General features: G+C 71.1%; 13 protein-coding genes. 8 read left to right on the top strand and 5 right to left on the bottom strand.

The window, feature by feature from the left end:
- The first annotated feature begins 104 nt into the window (after positions 1 to 104).
- The 5 genes from MFF58_RS17830 to mutS all read left to right on the top strand — a co-directional run bounded on the left by MFF58_RS17830 (position 105) and on the right by mutS (position 6,486).
- Complete coding sequence (locus MFF58_RS17830) at positions 105 to 1,838, top strand: patatin-like phospholipase family protein (RefSeq protein WP_238290127.1); 1,734 nt, start codon at positions 105 to 107, stop codon at positions 1,836 to 1,838.
- A 98-nt stretch (positions 1,839 to 1,936) separates the two neighbouring features.
- On the top strand, positions 1,937 to 2,122 hold the full coding sequence (locus MFF58_RS17825) for a hypothetical protein (RefSeq protein ID WP_238290125.1): 186 nt from the start codon (positions 1,937 to 1,939) through the stop codon (positions 2,120 to 2,122).
- 35 nt (positions 2,123 to 2,157) lie between these two features.
- The gene (locus tag MFF58_RS17820; RefSeq protein WP_238290123.1) at positions 2,158 to 3,015 is read left to right on the top strand and encodes an alpha/beta fold hydrolase; all 858 of its coding nucleotides are present in this window, start codon (positions 2,158 to 2,160) and stop codon (positions 3,013 to 3,015) included.
- 346 nt (positions 3,016 to 3,361) lie between these two features.
- Positions 3,362 to 3,658, top strand: coding sequence for a hypothetical protein (locus MFF58_RS17815; protein WP_238290122.1), 297 nt, complete (start codon positions 3,362 to 3,364; stop codon positions 3,656 to 3,658).
- A 116-nt stretch (positions 3,659 to 3,774) separates the two neighbouring features.
- The gene (gene mutS, locus MFF58_RS17810; RefSeq protein WP_238290121.1) at positions 3,775 to 6,486 is read left to right on the top strand and encodes a DNA mismatch repair protein MutS; all 2,712 of its coding nucleotides are present in this window, start codon (positions 3,775 to 3,777) and stop codon (positions 6,484 to 6,486) included.
- Between the two features lie 28 nt (positions 6,487 to 6,514).
- On the opposite strand, the gene MFF58_RS17805 is transcribed toward mutS, so the two are convergent.
- On the bottom strand, positions 6,515 to 6,952 hold the full coding sequence (locus tag MFF58_RS17805; RefSeq protein ID WP_238290120.1) for a response regulator: 438 nt from the start codon (positions 6,950 to 6,952) through the stop codon (positions 6,515 to 6,517).
- Positions 6,953 to 7,020: 68 nt separating this feature from the next.
- On the bottom strand, positions 7,021 to 8,064 hold the full coding sequence (locus MFF58_RS17800; RefSeq protein WP_238290178.1) for a PAS domain-containing protein: 1,044 nt from the start codon (positions 8,062 to 8,064) through the stop codon (positions 7,021 to 7,023).
- A gap of 238 nt (positions 8,065 to 8,302) precedes the next feature.
- On the opposite strand from MFF58_RS17800, the gene MFF58_RS17795 reads away from it, so the two are divergent.
- The 3 genes from MFF58_RS17795 to MFF58_RS17785 all read left to right on the top strand — a co-directional run bounded on the left by MFF58_RS17795 (position 8,303) and on the right by MFF58_RS17785 (position 11,395).
- Positions 8,303 to 9,682, top strand: coding sequence for an AmpG family muropeptide MFS transporter (locus MFF58_RS17795; RefSeq protein WP_238290119.1), 1,380 nt, complete (start codon positions 8,303 to 8,305; stop codon positions 9,680 to 9,682).
- Positions 9,683 to 9,725: 43 nt separating this feature from the next.
- Positions 9,726 to 10,664 carry an EcsC family protein gene (locus MFF58_RS17790; protein WP_238290118.1) on the top strand — a complete coding sequence of 313 codons (939 nt, stop codon included), beginning with the start codon at positions 9,726 to 9,728 and terminating at the stop codon, positions 10,662 to 10,664.
- Positions 10,665 to 10,741: 77 nt separating this feature from the next.
- Positions 10,742 to 11,395, top strand: coding sequence for an MgtC/SapB family protein (locus MFF58_RS17785; RefSeq protein WP_238290117.1), 654 nt, complete (start codon positions 10,742 to 10,744; stop codon positions 11,393 to 11,395).
- 130 nt (positions 11,396 to 11,525) lie between these two features.
- On the opposite strand, the gene ilvA is transcribed toward MFF58_RS17785, so the two are convergent.
- Genes ilvA through MFF58_RS17770 form a run of 3 tightly spaced genes read right to left on the bottom strand, consistent with a single transcriptional unit; the run spans position 11,526 to position 14,546 of the window.
- Entirely contained in the window at positions 11,526 to 13,142 is a 1,617-nt protein-coding gene (ilvA, locus tag MFF58_RS17780) for a threonine ammonia-lyase, biosynthetic (RefSeq protein WP_279602793.1), read from the bottom strand.
- A 1-nt stretch (position 13,143) separates the two neighbouring features.
- The gene (locus tag MFF58_RS17775; protein WP_238290115.1) at positions 13,144 to 13,491 is read right to left on the bottom strand and encodes a diacylglycerol kinase; all 348 of its coding nucleotides are present in this window, start codon (positions 13,489 to 13,491) and stop codon (positions 13,144 to 13,146) included.
- A complete protein-coding gene (locus MFF58_RS17770) occupies positions 13,488 to 14,546 on the bottom strand; it encodes an AbrB family transcriptional regulator (RefSeq protein WP_238290113.1) in 1,059 nt (352 codons plus the stop codon). Before MFF58_RS17770 ends, MFF58_RS17775 begins: the two co-directional genes overlap by 4 nt.
- Between the last annotated feature and the right edge of the window lie 34 nt (positions 14,547 to 14,580).

The raw sequence follows: 14,580 nt of genomic DNA, 5'->3' as shown, positions 1-14,580 counted from the left end.
TTTACGCTTAGGCTGTACCGCGTTTGTGGACCGGGGAGGGTGGGGGCGATGCGGCGGTGTCCTGGGAAGAGCCTGCGCCATCCCGCCGGTCCCGTGAGGGACGCGTGAGCACGCCCCTGATTCCGTTCCTGGCCGGGCTCGACGCGCCGGCGATCAATGCGGTGCGCGCCCGGATGGTGCCGGTGGCGGTGCCCGGCGGCCGAACGCTCTTCGAACAGGGCGCGCCCGGGGACGCGCTCTACACCCTCGTCTCGGGGGTCGTCGGAGTCTCGGCTCGCGACCACAACGGGACGCCGACGCGGATCGCGCGCCTCCGCCCGCCCGAGACGTTCGGCGAGATGGCCCTGTTGTCCGACACGCCCCGGGCGGCCACCGTGATGGCGCTGCGGGACTCGCATCTCCTGCAGCTCACCCGGGACGCCTTCGAAGCGGTGATCACCGAGCATCCCCACACGCTCCTGTACTTCGCCCGCATGCTGGCGGACCGGTTACGCGCGGTCTACGACGGCTACTCGCTTCATCACGCCCCGCGCATCTTCACGATCCTCGCGGTGACGGAAGGCCCGGATCCGGCGGATCTCGCGCGGCGGCTCGCCACTAGCTTCGACGCGATCCTGCCCGGTGAGACCGGCTGCCTCACGGACTGGCCGGCGGGCGCCGACGAGACCTGGTTCCAGGATTTCGAGGGCCGGTGCGCGCGCACGATCCTCGCCGCCCGGGAGATCGACTGCCCCTGGTGCCGTCAGAGCCAGCGCCGCGGCGACCACGTGCTTCTGCTCGCCGAACCCGGCGCCCCGCCGCGCCCGGGCGCGGCCGCCTACCTCGAGCGCGTGCGCTCGGACTGGATCCGCATGGACCTCGTGATCCGGCAGGAGGCGGGCGCGCGGCGCCCGAGATCCCTGCATCCCGCGGTCGCCGCCCTGCCATCGGCGCTGCGGATCCAGCTGCGCGACGACTGTCCGGCGGATCTCCAGCGCCTCGCCCGTCTCGTCAGCGGCGCGGCCCGGGGCCTGGTCCTCGGCGGGGGAGGCGCGCGGGGGCTCGCCCATCTCGGAGTCCTGAAGGCCCTGGACGAGGCCGGCTGCTCACCGGATTTCGTCGGCGGCACCAGCATGGGCGCCATCATCGCGGCGAGCCTCGCGATGGGCTGGAGCACCGCCGAGATCCACGCGCAGACCGAGGCGTTCTTCGCAACCAGCAACCCGATCAACGATTACACGCTGCCACTTCACGCCCTGACCCGTGGCGCCAAGGTCGATGCCGGTCTCGCCGCGCGCTTCGGCGGCGTGCGCATCGAGGATCTGTGGCTGCCGTTCTTCTGCGTCTCGTCGAACCTGACGACCGGCAGCACCATGGTCCATCGGTCGGGCGACCTGCCGAAGGCGCTGCGTGCCAGCATCGCGATCCCCGGGCTCCTGCCGCCGGTGCTGTGCGACGAGGGCGTGCTGGTCGACGGCGGCATGATGAACAACCTCCCGGCCGACGTCGCCGCCGGCATGGAACGGGGACCCGTTCTGGCCGTCGACGTGGGCAGCGACCGCGCCTTCCAGGACATGCCGTCGCGCGGCTGGAGAGGCCGGCTCGTGCGAAGGCTGATCGGCTCGCCGCTGGCGATGCCGGGGCTTGCGCCGCTGCTGCTGCGGGCCGCCACCGTGTCGAGCGACGCCCAGAGCCTGATGGCGGCCACCCACGCCACGGCGGTGCTGAAGCCGCAATTGTCCGGAATCGACCTCAGGGCTTGGTCGCGCTTCCGCGAATCCGCAGACCTCGGATATCGCGAGACGCAGGCGGGCATCGCGGGCGGGACACTCGCGCGCTGGCTCGAGCCGGTGCGCTGACGTGTCCACGTGCGGCGCCGCACGCGCACGCTCGCCGGCCCTGTAACTGAACGCGCCGGGCGCCGATCTGTCCTGAGAGACACGGGGAGCCTCCGATCATGACCGACACACCTTCGAACCCGATCCACCCTCATGCCGCCGGGGCGGATCGCGCAACCGCTGGCGGGGGCCTGCTGCAGGGTGCCGCCTTCGTCCTGCTGTGCCTCTGGACCCGGACCTCGCCGGTCCGTCTTCGGGACCAGCTCTCTCCGGAGACGGGCGCCTCCGCGGCGCTCGGTTACTGAGGGCCCGACGGGGCGGCTACGGGGAGCTCGGGCGGATGGAAGTGGCAGACGTAAGCTTTCGCCGGATCGCGCTGCCGCAGGTGACCCTGCACGTCGCGGAGGCGGGGCCGGATGACGGACCGCCGGTGATCCTGCTGCACGGCTTCCCGGAGTTCTGGTTCGGCTGGCGCCATCAGATCGGCCCCCTCGCGACGGCCGGCTTCAGGGTGATCGTCCCGGATCAGCGGGGCTACGGCCTCAGCGACAAGCCGTCCGGAATCGCCGCCTACCATCTGGACCGGCTGGCGGGCGACGTCGTCGCCCTGGCCGACGCCTGCGGCGCTCCGACTGTGCGGCTGGTGGGCCACGACTGGGGCGGTCTGGTCGCGTGGTGGACCGCGAGCCTCCACCCCGAGCGGATCGACCGCCTCGCCATCCTGAACGCGCCGCACCCTGCCGTCGTCGGCGACTACATGCGGCACCATCCCGGCCAGTGGCTGCGCAGCGTCTATGTCGGCCTGTTCCAGCTCCCCCGGCTGCCCGAGCGCCTGCTCACGGCCGACCGGTTTCGCGCGCTGCGGCAGGCGCTGACCCGCACGAGCCGGCCGGGCGCCTTCACGCGGGCCGATTTCGAGCGCTACGTCGCGGCATGGCGGCAGCCCGGCGCAATGACGGCGATGCTGAACTGGTATCGCGCGCTGGTGCGCCTTCCGCGGACGAGCCCGCCCCGGGTTCGGGTGCCGACGCTGATCCTCTGGGGCAAGCGGGACACCGCCCTGCAGTCCGGCTTGGCCGAGGCGAGCCTCGCGTTCTGCGACCACGGCAGCATCCGCTGGTACGACCAGGCCACCCACTGGATCGCGCATGAGGAGCCGGCCGCGGTCAACGCGGATCTGGCACGCTTCCTGGCCTGAAGGACCGGTCCGATCCGGGTCGACGGGCCCCGGCCACCCTGTCGAGCCTGCCGGTGTCAGCGGTTCTTGAAGTCCCCCCCGCGGTGCGAAGCGGGGATCGGGATGTGAACGCGCAAGTCGGCGGCCTCGAGCGCCGAGGCCTTGCGCCACCGGATTGCAGTAAAGATAGGAATTCGCCTTTAAGTTATATCTGACGCTCGATGGCTGATTGCAAGCACGCGCCGGGAGATCAGTTAATCCCTGAACTCGACAAAGGCAGGGGCTTCTTTTCCGGTTGGCGCGCGGAACATTTCAATCGCTTCCCCCTTAGTCTGTGACTTATGAGGTCAAACCGAGGTTCTGCATAATGTCGTTTCGCAATTTGTTGACCGCCGGCCTGCTCGCGGTGGGCGTCCTGGCCGGGACTGCGTCGGCGCAGGCAGCGCCCGCGATGCCGCAATCCGGTCTGGCCGGGGGCGGTTTGCTGGAGAACGTCGCGATGCAACACCGCCACCACCGGATGCACCGGCACCACACCACCCGGCACCAGCGCCGCATGCGTCGCATGAACACGATGCGTCACGGCAGCCCGAACGCGAAGAACCCGGCCATGCGCGGGTATCAGCAGAATCTCGGCAACACCACGAACGGCCCGCGCTACTGAGGTCCGGCCGGCCCCGGATGCTGGGGCCGGCCGCCATCCACTGCCGCGGCGGCTTCTCCCCAGCCGCGTCGGTGCCCGCGTCCTGATTCGCGCGCGGCGCTCTGCTAAGAGGCGCCATGGCCATTCCCGCCGTCCGCCCCGCCGCCGACAAGACCCCCGGCCTCGACCCGACCGGCGCCACGCCCATGATGGCGCAGTACATCGAGATCAAGGCCGCCAATCCGGACTGCCTGCTGTTCTACCGGATGGGCGACTTCTACGAATTGTTCTTCGAGGACGCGGAGATCGCCTCCCGGGCGCTCGGCATCGTGCTGACCAAGCGCGGCAAGCACGCCGGCGGCGAGATCCCGATGTGCGGCGTGCCGGTGGAGCGCTCCGACGACTACCTCAACCGCCTGATCGCCCTCGGCCACCGCGTTGCGGTCTGCGAACAGACCGAGGATCCCGCCGAGGCGAAGAAGCGCGGCCCGAAATCGGTGGTGCGCCGGGAGGTCGTCCGCCTCGTCACGCCGGGGACCATCACCGAGGACCGGCTCCTCGATCCGGCCCGGGCGAACCTCCTCCTCGCCATCGGGCGCCGCAAGGCCGGAGAGGGGGCCGTCGCTTACGGTCTGGCGGCCGTCGACATCTCCACTGGACGCTTCGCGTTGAGCGAGGTCGCGGGCGGCGATCTCGCCGGCGCCATCGCCCGGCACGACCCGCGTGAGATCGTCCTGTCCGAGGCGATCCACGCGGATCCCGCCCTCGCGCGGATCTGGCAGGAGAGTCGGGCCGCGGTCGTGCCGTTGGCACAGGCGGAGCTGGAACCCGCGGCAGCCGAGCGGCGCCTGCGCGAGCAGTACGGCGTCTCCACGCTTGACGGCTTCGGGCAGTTCACCCGGGCCGAGATCGCCGCGGCTGGGGCAGCGCTGCTCTACATCGCGCGCACACAGCTCGCGGCCCGACCCACGTTGGCGGTTCCGAGCCGGGAGGACGGCGGCGCCACCCTGGCGATCGACGCGGCCACCCGCGCCAATCTCGAATTGACGCGCACCCTGTCGGGGGAGCGGGCGGGGAGCCTGCTCGCCACGATCGACCGGACCGTGACGGCGAACGGTGCGCGGCTCCTGGCGGAGCACCTTGCCGGCCCGCTGACCGATCTCGGCGCGATCGCCCGGCGCCACGCGTCCGTGGCGCATCTGGCGGACGATGGCTCCCTGCGCGGCGTCCTGCGGGAGGCCCTGGCCCGGGCCCCCGACCTCGCCCGGGCGCTGGCGCGCACCGGGCTCGGCCGGGCCGGGCCCCGAGACCTGGCTGCCATTCGCGACGGAATGGCGGTGGCCGCGGATCTCGGGGCGCGTCTCGCCGCAATTCCGGACCTGCCGGCGGACCTCGCCCGGTTGGCCGGGCACCTGTCCGAAGCCGATCCGGACCTGATCGCAACCCTGGCGGCGGCCCTGGCCGACGAGCTTCCGCTGAGCCGCCGCGACGGCGGCTTCGTGCGCGGGGGGTACCATCCCGAGATCGACGAGGCGCGGGCCCTGGGCCAGGATTCGCGCAAGGTCATCGCCGCTCTCCAGGCGCGCTACGCCGAGCAGACCGGCTGCCGAACCCTTCGGATCAAGCACAACAACCTGCTGGGCTATTTCATCGAGGTCCCGCAATCGGTGGGTGAAGCCTGCCTCAAGGGACTTCAGAGCGAGTTCGTCCATCGCCAGACCATGGTGGACGCCATGCGCTTCACCAGCGTCGAACTGGGCGGGCTGGAATCCAAGATCTCTGGAGCGTCCGACCGGGCGCTCGCCCTGGAAGCCACCGTCTTCGACGACTGCGCCGCCCGCGTCCTCGCGCGCGCCGAGCAGATCGCCGAGGTGGCCGAGGCCCTGGCCGGGCTCGATGTGGCCGCAAGTCAGGCCGAGCTCGCCGTCGAACTCGATTGGCGGCGGCCGGTGGTCGACGACTCGTTGAGCTTTGTCATCACGGGGGGACGGCATCCCGTCGTCGAGGCGGCCCTGCGCCGGGCGGGCGAGCCGTTCATCGCCAACGATTGCGACCTGTCAGGCGATACCCGCGGCCGCATCCGGCTGATCACCGGCCCGAACATGGGCGGCAAGTCGACGTTCCTGCGCCAGAACGCGCTGATCGCGGTGCTGGCCCAGATGGGCGCCTTCGTTCCGGCGTCCGAGGCGCGCATCGGCCGCATCGATCGCCTGTTCTCCCGGGTCGGCGCCGCCGACGACCTCGCCCGCGGGCAATCGACCTTCATGGTCGAGATGGTCGAGACCGCATCGATCCTCAATCAGGCGACGCGCCGCTCCCTGGTGATCCTCGACGAGATCGGCCGTGGCACCGCCACCTTCGACGGCCTCTCCATCGCCTGGGCCTGCCTGGAGCACCTGCACGAGGTGAACGCCTGCCGGGCGCTCTTCGCCACGCATTTCCACGAGCTGACCGCCCTCGGCGATCGGCTGGCGCGGCTGGAGAACGCCACGCTCAAGGTGGCCGAGCATCGGGACGGCGTCGTGTTCCTGCACGAGGTGGTGGCCGGAGTCGCGGAGCGGAGTTACGGCCTGCAGGTCGCGCGGCTGGCGGGCCTCCCGGGCAGCGTGGTGACGCGGGCCGGGGCCATTCTCAAGAGCCTGGAGAAGGCGGAGCGCGGCCGACCGGCGCGGGCTCGGATCGACGACCTTCCGCTGTTCGCCGCCCTGGCGCCGCCCCCGCCGCCGGAGCCGCCGCCCGAGGATCGCCTCGGCACGCTCCTCGACGCGATCGATCCCGACACGCTGACCCCGCGGGAGGCACTGGATGCGCTCTACAGGCTGAAGCGCGAGCGATTGGCAAAGAGCTGAGCCGCTCTGCGCTGGATCGGCTGGAGCCTCAACGCGGCGCGGGCGAGAAGCCGTCCGGCAGATCGGAGTCGCTGCGGCCGGCGCGCCGGTCCGCCACGTAATCGAGGGTGCTGGCGACGACCCGCTCGGAATAGGGTTTCGCGATTACCCCGATGGCCCCGGCGAAATCGGGCGGGATGCGCTTGGCGTTGGCGGTCATGAAGACGACGGTGGTGCGCCGGTCGGCCGAAAGCACCCGCGCAACCTCGATGCCGGTCGGACCGTCGACCAGATGGATGTCCACCAGGGCGACGTCCGGCGCCGTGGTTTTGGCCATGGCGATGGCCTCGGCCGCGTTGCCGGCGACACCCACGGTGACGTGGCCGAGGTCATCGAGGAGGCATTCCAGCTCGAGGGCGATGAGCGCCTCGTCCTCAACGACGAGGATGCGAAGGGCGGCTTCCGCGGCTGCGTTCCCCGACCCCATGTCCACTCCGTTCTCCGACGTGAGCACCGCCGAGTTTGCCGCGACCTTGTAGCGTCAGCACGGAATCCTCAAGACGATCCCTGGATCGGAATGTCGATCTCCACGGTGGTGCCGGGTCCGGCATCCGCCCACGCGATCGTCCCGCGCATCTGGCGGACCACCATCTCCACCAGATTGCGTCCGAAGCCCGCCGGGTTCGGGGGCACCGCCGCGAGGCCGACGCCGTCGTCCCGGATCGTCAGGTGCATGCCCGATGAGGTCCGCCGGGCGGCGATCGACACCACGCCCTCACGCTCTTCCGGGAAGGCGTGCTGAAGGGCATTCGCGGTCAACTCGTGGAGAAGAAGCGCCAGCGGCGCGGCCATCGCGGCGGCCACGGCGATCGGCTCGACATCGGCCTCCACCCGACGCCGCCCCGGATCGAGGCCGGCGTTCATGTCGGCGAGAAACTCGGTCGCGAAGTCGCCGAGGTTGAAATGCGTGCAGTCGCCCTCCGAGTAGAGCATCCGATGGGCGGTCGACAGCGCTCCGATGCGCTCCGCCATGCTCTGGAGCGCGTCGCGTGCCTCACCCTCGGGAGTGCGTCGCGCCTTGAGCAGCATCAGCGAGGAGATCACCTGGAGGTTGTTCTTCACCCGATGATCGACCTCGTGGAGCAGGGCCGTCTTCTGCTCCAGCGCCGCGCTCAGATCACGCGTCCGCGCGTCGACCAGACGCTCCAGTTCGTCGTTGGTGCCGCGCATGGACACTTCGAGCTGGTGGGTGTGCGTCATGTCCGCCTGAGCGGCGTAGTAGAACGCCACGCCCTCGGCATCGCGCACCGGCGTGATGGTCATCGCGTTCCAGAAGGTGGTGCCGTCCTTGCGGTAGTTGAGAAGTTCCACCGAGATCGGCTCGGCCGAGCGAACGGCATTGCGGATCCGCGCGACGGTCGCCGGGTCCGTGGCCGGTCCCTGGAGCATGCGGCAGTTGCGCCCAATGACTTCCTCGACATCGTAGCCCGTGGCCTGCAGGAAGGCGTCGTTCGCCCAGGCGACCGGGTTGTCGGGCGCGCGCGCGTCCGTGATGACCATCGGTGACGGACTGCTCGCGAAGGCGTCGACCAGCGCCATCGGCGGTGGACTGGCTTCGATTCGAATACTCAACGCACTCTTCCATGCACGGGCGATGTCAACCGTTCGTCCGGCGGCGCCTCCCTCACGCCGCGATCCGCGGGTGGTGAACACCGCGTTAAGCAAGCTTCAATCAAGATTGGGGCGAAAAACATCACAATCCAGCGAAAAGCCCTGCGGCGTAAGGCTGCCACGATTTCGCGGGATCAAGGCCACGCAGGCTCAGGAGTTCCATGCCATGGCCAACCCGCCACAGGCTGTGCACCGCTTCCGTCTCCGCGACATCGTCGAGGATCGGCGAATCGTGCTGATGCTGGCCCTCGGATTCTCCTCGGGCCTTCCGCTTCTGCTGGTGCTCGGGACCTTCACGCTCCGGCTGGCTTTCTCCGACATCGACGTGCGCGCCATCGGGCTGTTCAGCTACGTGGCGCTGCCCTACTCCCTGAAATTCCTCTGGGCGCCCGCCATCGACCGCCTGAACGTCCCGGTACTGACCGCCCGGCTGGGGCGTCGCCGGGCCTGGATGGTGACTACGCAGGCCGCCGTCGCCCTGTGCCTCGTGCTGATGGCCTTCTCCGATCCGAAGACCAACCTCGCGCTCCTCGGTCTCGGCGCCTTCCTGGTGGCGTTCTGCGCGGCGAGCCAGGACGTCGTGATCGACGGCTGGCGCATCGACGCGGCCGGAAGCGATTTCCAGGGCATCCTGGCGGCGACGTCGAACCTCGGCTACCGCCTCGGCCTGATCAGCGCGGGCGCCGGCGCGCTGTTCATGGCGTCGTCCGGCGGCTGGACGCTGGCCTACCTGATCATGGCGGCGCTCATGCTGGTCGGGATGATCGCGGCCCTGCTGGCTCCGTCCTTCGATGCGCCGCGCCGGGTCCGGGCCGAGACGCCCGGCCGGTCGCGGTTCTGGTCGATGCGCCGCGCCGTGCTCGAACCGCTGACCGAATTGCATGGCCGCTTCGGCAACGCCCTCTGGGGCATCCTGCTGCTCGTCGCCCTGTACCGGCTGCCCGACTTCCTGTCGGGCGTGATGGCGAGTCCCCTCTACCGGACACTCGGCTTCGACCTGAAGGAGATCGCCACCGTCACGAAGCTGTACGGCATCTGGGTCGGCATCGCGGGTGGCTTCGCGGGAGGCTGGGCGCTCGCCCGCGTCGGATTGTTCCCGACGCTGCTCCTCGGCGCCTTCCTGGCCGCGTCCTCGCACCTCGCCTTCGCGTGGCTCTCGGCCGGGCCCGCCGACATCTGGCGCCTGACCGTGGCCATCTCCATAGAGAATTTCTGCGGCTCCTTCGCGGGGATCGTGCTGATCGCCTACATGTCGAGCCTGACCAGCATGGCCTACGCGGCCACGCAGTACGCGCTGTTCTCCTCGCTCTACGCCCTCCCGGGCAAACTCGTGGCGGGCTCCTCCGGCTTCGTGGTCGCCGCCATCGGCTATCCCGCCTTCTTCGTCATGACCTCGCTGGTGGGGATACCGGTCCTCGTCCTCTGCCTGGCCGTCGGGCGCCGGAACGGCCAGCCCCCGGCCGAGGCGCCGGCGGCGGGCGAGGCGGGGAACCGCATCCCGGGGCCCGAACTTCCTTCCACGGCGCGAGCCCCGGGGGCGGCGTGAGCCCCGCGGGCGGCGTGAGCGCGACAGAACCAGGAATCCTCGGATGAGCACGAGCGACCTCACCCGCGTCGAGACGACGCTTCCGGCGGCGACCCCGGAGGCGATGCTGAGCGAGGCCGATCTGGCCGCCCTGCGACGGGCGGTCCAGGTGCTGGAGCGGCCGAGCCTCGCGGCCCGCCTCTCGGCGGCCGCCGGCGCGCCCCTCGACATCATCGGACGCTCGCTGCCCGCACCGGTGACGGAGGCGGTCGGACGAAGCACCGAGGCCGCCATGCGGGGCGCGATGCGCGTCGCCCTGGCGACGCTGCCGCGCACGGATCTCGCCCCGGCCGAGGACGACGGGCTCGGGGCGGCGGCCGCGAAGGTCGAGAGCCGGGTCTCGCGGCTGCTCGGTTCCGGGGACACCAAGCACAAGGCGATGGCGGCCCTCTCGGGCGCCCTCGGCGGCGCCTTCGGACTTGCCACGCTCGCGGTCGAACTCCCGGTCTCCACCACGCTGATGCTGCGATCGATCGCGGAGATCGCCCGAGAGGAGGGCGAGAATCTGGAGACGCCCGAGGGCGTGCTCGCCTGCGTGCAGGTCTTCGCTCTGGGCGGCCGGGCGGCGGCCGCCCCGGAGGCGGGCTCCGCGCTCACGGAGAGCGGCTACTTCGCGGTCCGCGCCGCCCTGGCCAAGACCCTGGCGGAGGCGGCCCGGTACGCCGGCAGCAAGACGCTCCTCGACCAGTCCGCCCCGGCGCTGATCCGCTTCACGGCACAGATCGCGGCGCGTTTCGGCCTCGTGGTCTCGCAGAAGGTCGCCGCGCAGGCCGTGCCGATCCTCGGCGCTTTCGGGGGTGCCGCGGTCAACACGGCCTTCATGAACCACTTCCAGGGGACCGCACGGGCCCATTTCACCGTCCGGCGCCTGGAGCGCGCCTACGGCGCCGCCGCCGTCCGGGCCGCCTACGAGGTCGAGAAGGCCGCCCTCGGGGTTGCTTGATAGCCGGCTCATAATCCGCGAGTGTCCCGGCCGCGCGGCGCGGGAACGGGGAGGCGGTCCTGATCGGCAACGGCGAGATGGTGGCGCGGCTCGCGCTGGCAGCCCTGTTCGGCAGCGTGGTCGGGCTGGAGCGCGAGCGCCTGCTCTGGGCCGCGGGCCTGCGGACCCACATGCTGGTCTGCGTCGGCTCCTGCCTGATCATGCTGGTCTCGGCCTTCGGCTTCGCCGACGTGCTCGGCACCGAACACGTGGTGCTCGACCCGTCCCGGATCGCCGCGCAGGTGGTCTCCGGCATCGGCTTCCTCGGAGCCGGCACGATCCTGCTGCGCGGCGAGGTGGTGAAGGGCCTGACCACGGCGGCGAGCCTCTGGGGCGTGGCGGCGATCGGGCTTGCGATCGGCAGCGGCCTCTACGTGCCGGCCCTCGCCACGACCGCGCTGATCGTCGGCATCCTGGCCGGCGTGAAACCCTTCGAGGAGCGGTGGCGCGAGCGGATGCGGGCGCACACGCTTCGGCTGACGGTGCGCCGGGGCATGATGTCCATCGACACCCTGCAGGCCGCCACCGGCGAGCGCGCCTCGCGGGTGCGGACCTTCACGGTCCACCCGAGCGACGATCCGGCACTCGACGCGGTCACCGTCACCTTCGTGCGCCTGTCGCGCACGAGCGTCGCAACCATCGCGGCGAAGCTCCGGGCGATGCCCGACGTCGTCGCGGTGGCGGAGGAGTGAGCCGGCACCCGGGCGCATTGTCGAGGCGCAAGCGCGGGTCCGTCATCGCGCCCTGAGCGCAGCGCCGCGGGTCGGCGCATCGACGGGAGTCCTGGCCCCTGGCCGCATCACGCCCGGGCGCGCCGGCACCTCACGCCGCTCCGCGACCCTCGCCGTCGAGGAACAGCCGGTAGCTCGGATTCTCGGTCTCGTCGGTGGCCGGGTAGCCGAGCGCCTCGATGACGGTGTCGAACCGCGCCCGCTCGCCCGGGGGGACGGCGATGCCGGCGAGCACGCGGCCGTAATCCGCGCCGTGGTTGCGGTAGTGGAACAGCGTGATGTCGAAGTCCGGTCCCAGCGCCTCGAGGAACTTCATCAGCGCGCCCGGCCGCTCGGGGAACTGGAAGCGGAACAGGCGCTCGTGCGCCACGCCCACGGCCCGGCCGCCGACCATGTAGCGGACATGGACCTTGGCCATCTCGTTGTCGCTCATGTCGAGGACGCGGTAGCCGGCCTCGCGCAGCGTACCGATCAGCGCCTGCTTCTCGCGCTTGCCGCCGCCGACGTTGATGCCGACGAAGATCTGCGCCTCGGAGCCCGGGGCGTGCCGGTAGTTGAACTCGGTGACGGCGCGCGGCCCGAGTGCCTGGATGAAGGCCCGATAGGCACCGGGCCGCTCGGGGATCGTGACGCCGAGCAGGACCTCGCGCTGCTCGCCGATCTCGGCGCGCTCGGCGATGTGGCGCAGGCGGTCGAAGTTGAGGTTCGCCCCCGACGAGATCGCGATCAGCGTACCCGCGCCGCCCTCGCGTTCGGCGTAGAGCTTGGCGCCGGCGAGGCTCAGCGCCCCGGAGGGCTCCGACACCGCGCGGGTGTCGTCGAAAATGTCCTTGATCGCGGCGCACATGGCGTCGGTGTCGACGGTAATCACCTCGTCGAGGTGCTCGCGGCAGAGCCGGAACGTCTCCTCGCCCGCCTGACGGACGGCCACGCCGTCGGCGAACAGGCCGACGGAGGGCAGGCTGACCCGCGTGCCGGCGGCGAGCGCAGCGGCCATGCAGGCGGCGTCCTCGGGCTCGACGCCGATCACCTTGGTGCCCGGCCGCAGGTACTTCACGAAGGTGGCGATCCCGGCGGCCAGTCCGCCGCCGCCCACCGGCACGAAGATCGCCTCGATCGGCCCGGTATGCTGCTCCAGGATCTCCTTGCCGATGGTCCCCTGGCCGGCGATCACGTCGGGATCGTCGAACGGGTGCAGGAAGGTCAGGCCCTGCTCGGTCTCGAGGATCTTCGCCTGCGCGAGCGCCTCGTCGAAGGCGTCGCCGTGCAGCACGACCTCGGCGCCGCGAGCCCGGCAGGCATCGACCTTGATCGACGGGGTGGTGCGCGGCATCACGATGACGGCGCGCGCGCCGAGCTTGGCGGCCGCCAGCGCCACACCCTGCGCGTGATTGCCGGCGGACGCGCAGACGACGCCGCGGGCGATCTGGTCGGGGCTCAGGCCCGACATCTTGTTGTAGGCGCCGCGCAGCTTGAACGAGAAGACCGGCTGCAGATCCTCGCGCTTCAGGAGAACCGGCCGGCCGAGCCGCTGCGTCAGGCGCGGCATCGGATCGAGGGGGCTCTCGATCGCCACGTCGTAGACGCGGGCGGTGAGGATCTTGCGGATGTAGTCCGTCACGGTGTGGAGTCTCGGCGGATGTGCAGGGCTATGCCGGCCAGATAGACCCTCCGGCCCGCGGATGCGAGCGCAGCCGGCGCGAGGCAGATCAGCCCAGCCGCTCCACCAGCGCCGCCACCCACACCAACAGGGCCGCCATCTGCGCCATGAAGGTGCCGGCGGAGGCGAGGTCCTTCACGGTGCCGATCATCGGATGATGACCCGGATGGACGTGGTCGCAGAGCTTCTCGACAGCGGTGTTCAGAAATTCGGCCGCCAGCATCAGCAGCAGGCTCACCACGAGGGCGACGCGCACCCACAGCGTCGGGCCGAGGAGCAGCGCGACCGGCACGCCGAGCGCCAGCAGGACGAGTTCCTGCCGCACCGCCCGCTCGGTGCGCGCGCCGTGGCGCAGCCCGCGCCAGGAATTGAGGAAGGCGACAACGAGGGCGTTCATCGGGCCGCCCCCGGAACGGAGCGGCTGATCCACTTGGCGAGCAACGGGCCGGTGAGCAGCACCACGAACAGGCGCAGCGTCTGTACCGCCAGCACGAAGGAGACGTCGGCCTTCGAGCCGACCGCGATGATCGCGACCGAATCGAGACCGCCGGGGCTGGTGGCGAGGACGGCGGTGAGAAGGTCGATCGGCAGCAGCAGGGTCAGGCCCCAGCCCCAGGCGGCGCAGAGGGCGATCACGGAGAACGTCGCCGCCAGGATGCCGGGGAGTGCCGTGAAGGTCAGGCGCAGGGTCTCCCGGGTGAACCGCAGGCCCACGTAGATGCCGATGCAGGCATAGGCCAGTTCGAGGAGCGGCACCGGCAGCGCCATGCGGACGAGGCCGGTGGCGTGGAGCAGGCTGCCGAGCACCATCGGGCCGACCTGCGCGCCGGCCGGGACCCGCAGCGCCAGGGCTGCGCCGGCACCGACCACGGCGACCGCCAGGGTCGCGAGGAGCGAGAGCGGACCGGTCACCTCTCCGGATCCCGCGACGGCGGCCCCCGGGACGGGGGTATCCATCAGGAATCGCGCGGCGAGGGAGGCCGAGAACACCACCGCGGCGACGCGCACGTACTGCATGAAGGCGACCAGACGCGGGTCGGCGCCGAAATCCTCGGCCATCGCCACCATCGCGGACGCGCCGCCCGGCGAGGATCCCCAGGCCGCCGTCGTCCCGGGCAGCACGCGCAGCCGGGTCAGGATCCAGCCGACGAGGCCGCTGACCGCGACCGTCACCAGCACGACGGCGACGATGAGCGGTCCGTCCTCCAGGAGGGTCTGGGCGATCTGCCCGGTGACGGCGTGTGCCACGAGGCAACCGATCGCAGCCTGCGAGGCCTGGAAGGCCGCGCGGGGCACGTGAAGGCGCGATCCGCCGACCCCGAACGCGATGGCGCCGATCATCGGCCCGAGCAGCAGCGCGGCCGGAAACTGCGCGCGCACCAGGCCGTACGAGACGGCCGCGGACGCAGCGATGAGGGCGGCCCAGAGGCCGATGGTGCGGAGAGAGGGCAAGGCGACCGATCAAGAGGGGCCCGCTGGGACCATC

Origin of the sequence: Methylobacterium longum, assembly GCF_022179385.1 — a bacterium.
Lineage (GTDB): Bacteria > Pseudomonadota > Alphaproteobacteria > Rhizobiales > Beijerinckiaceae > Methylobacterium > Methylobacterium longum.
Note: the sequence above shows the minus strand (reverse complement) of the source record. Positions and strands in the feature narration are given on the sequence as shown.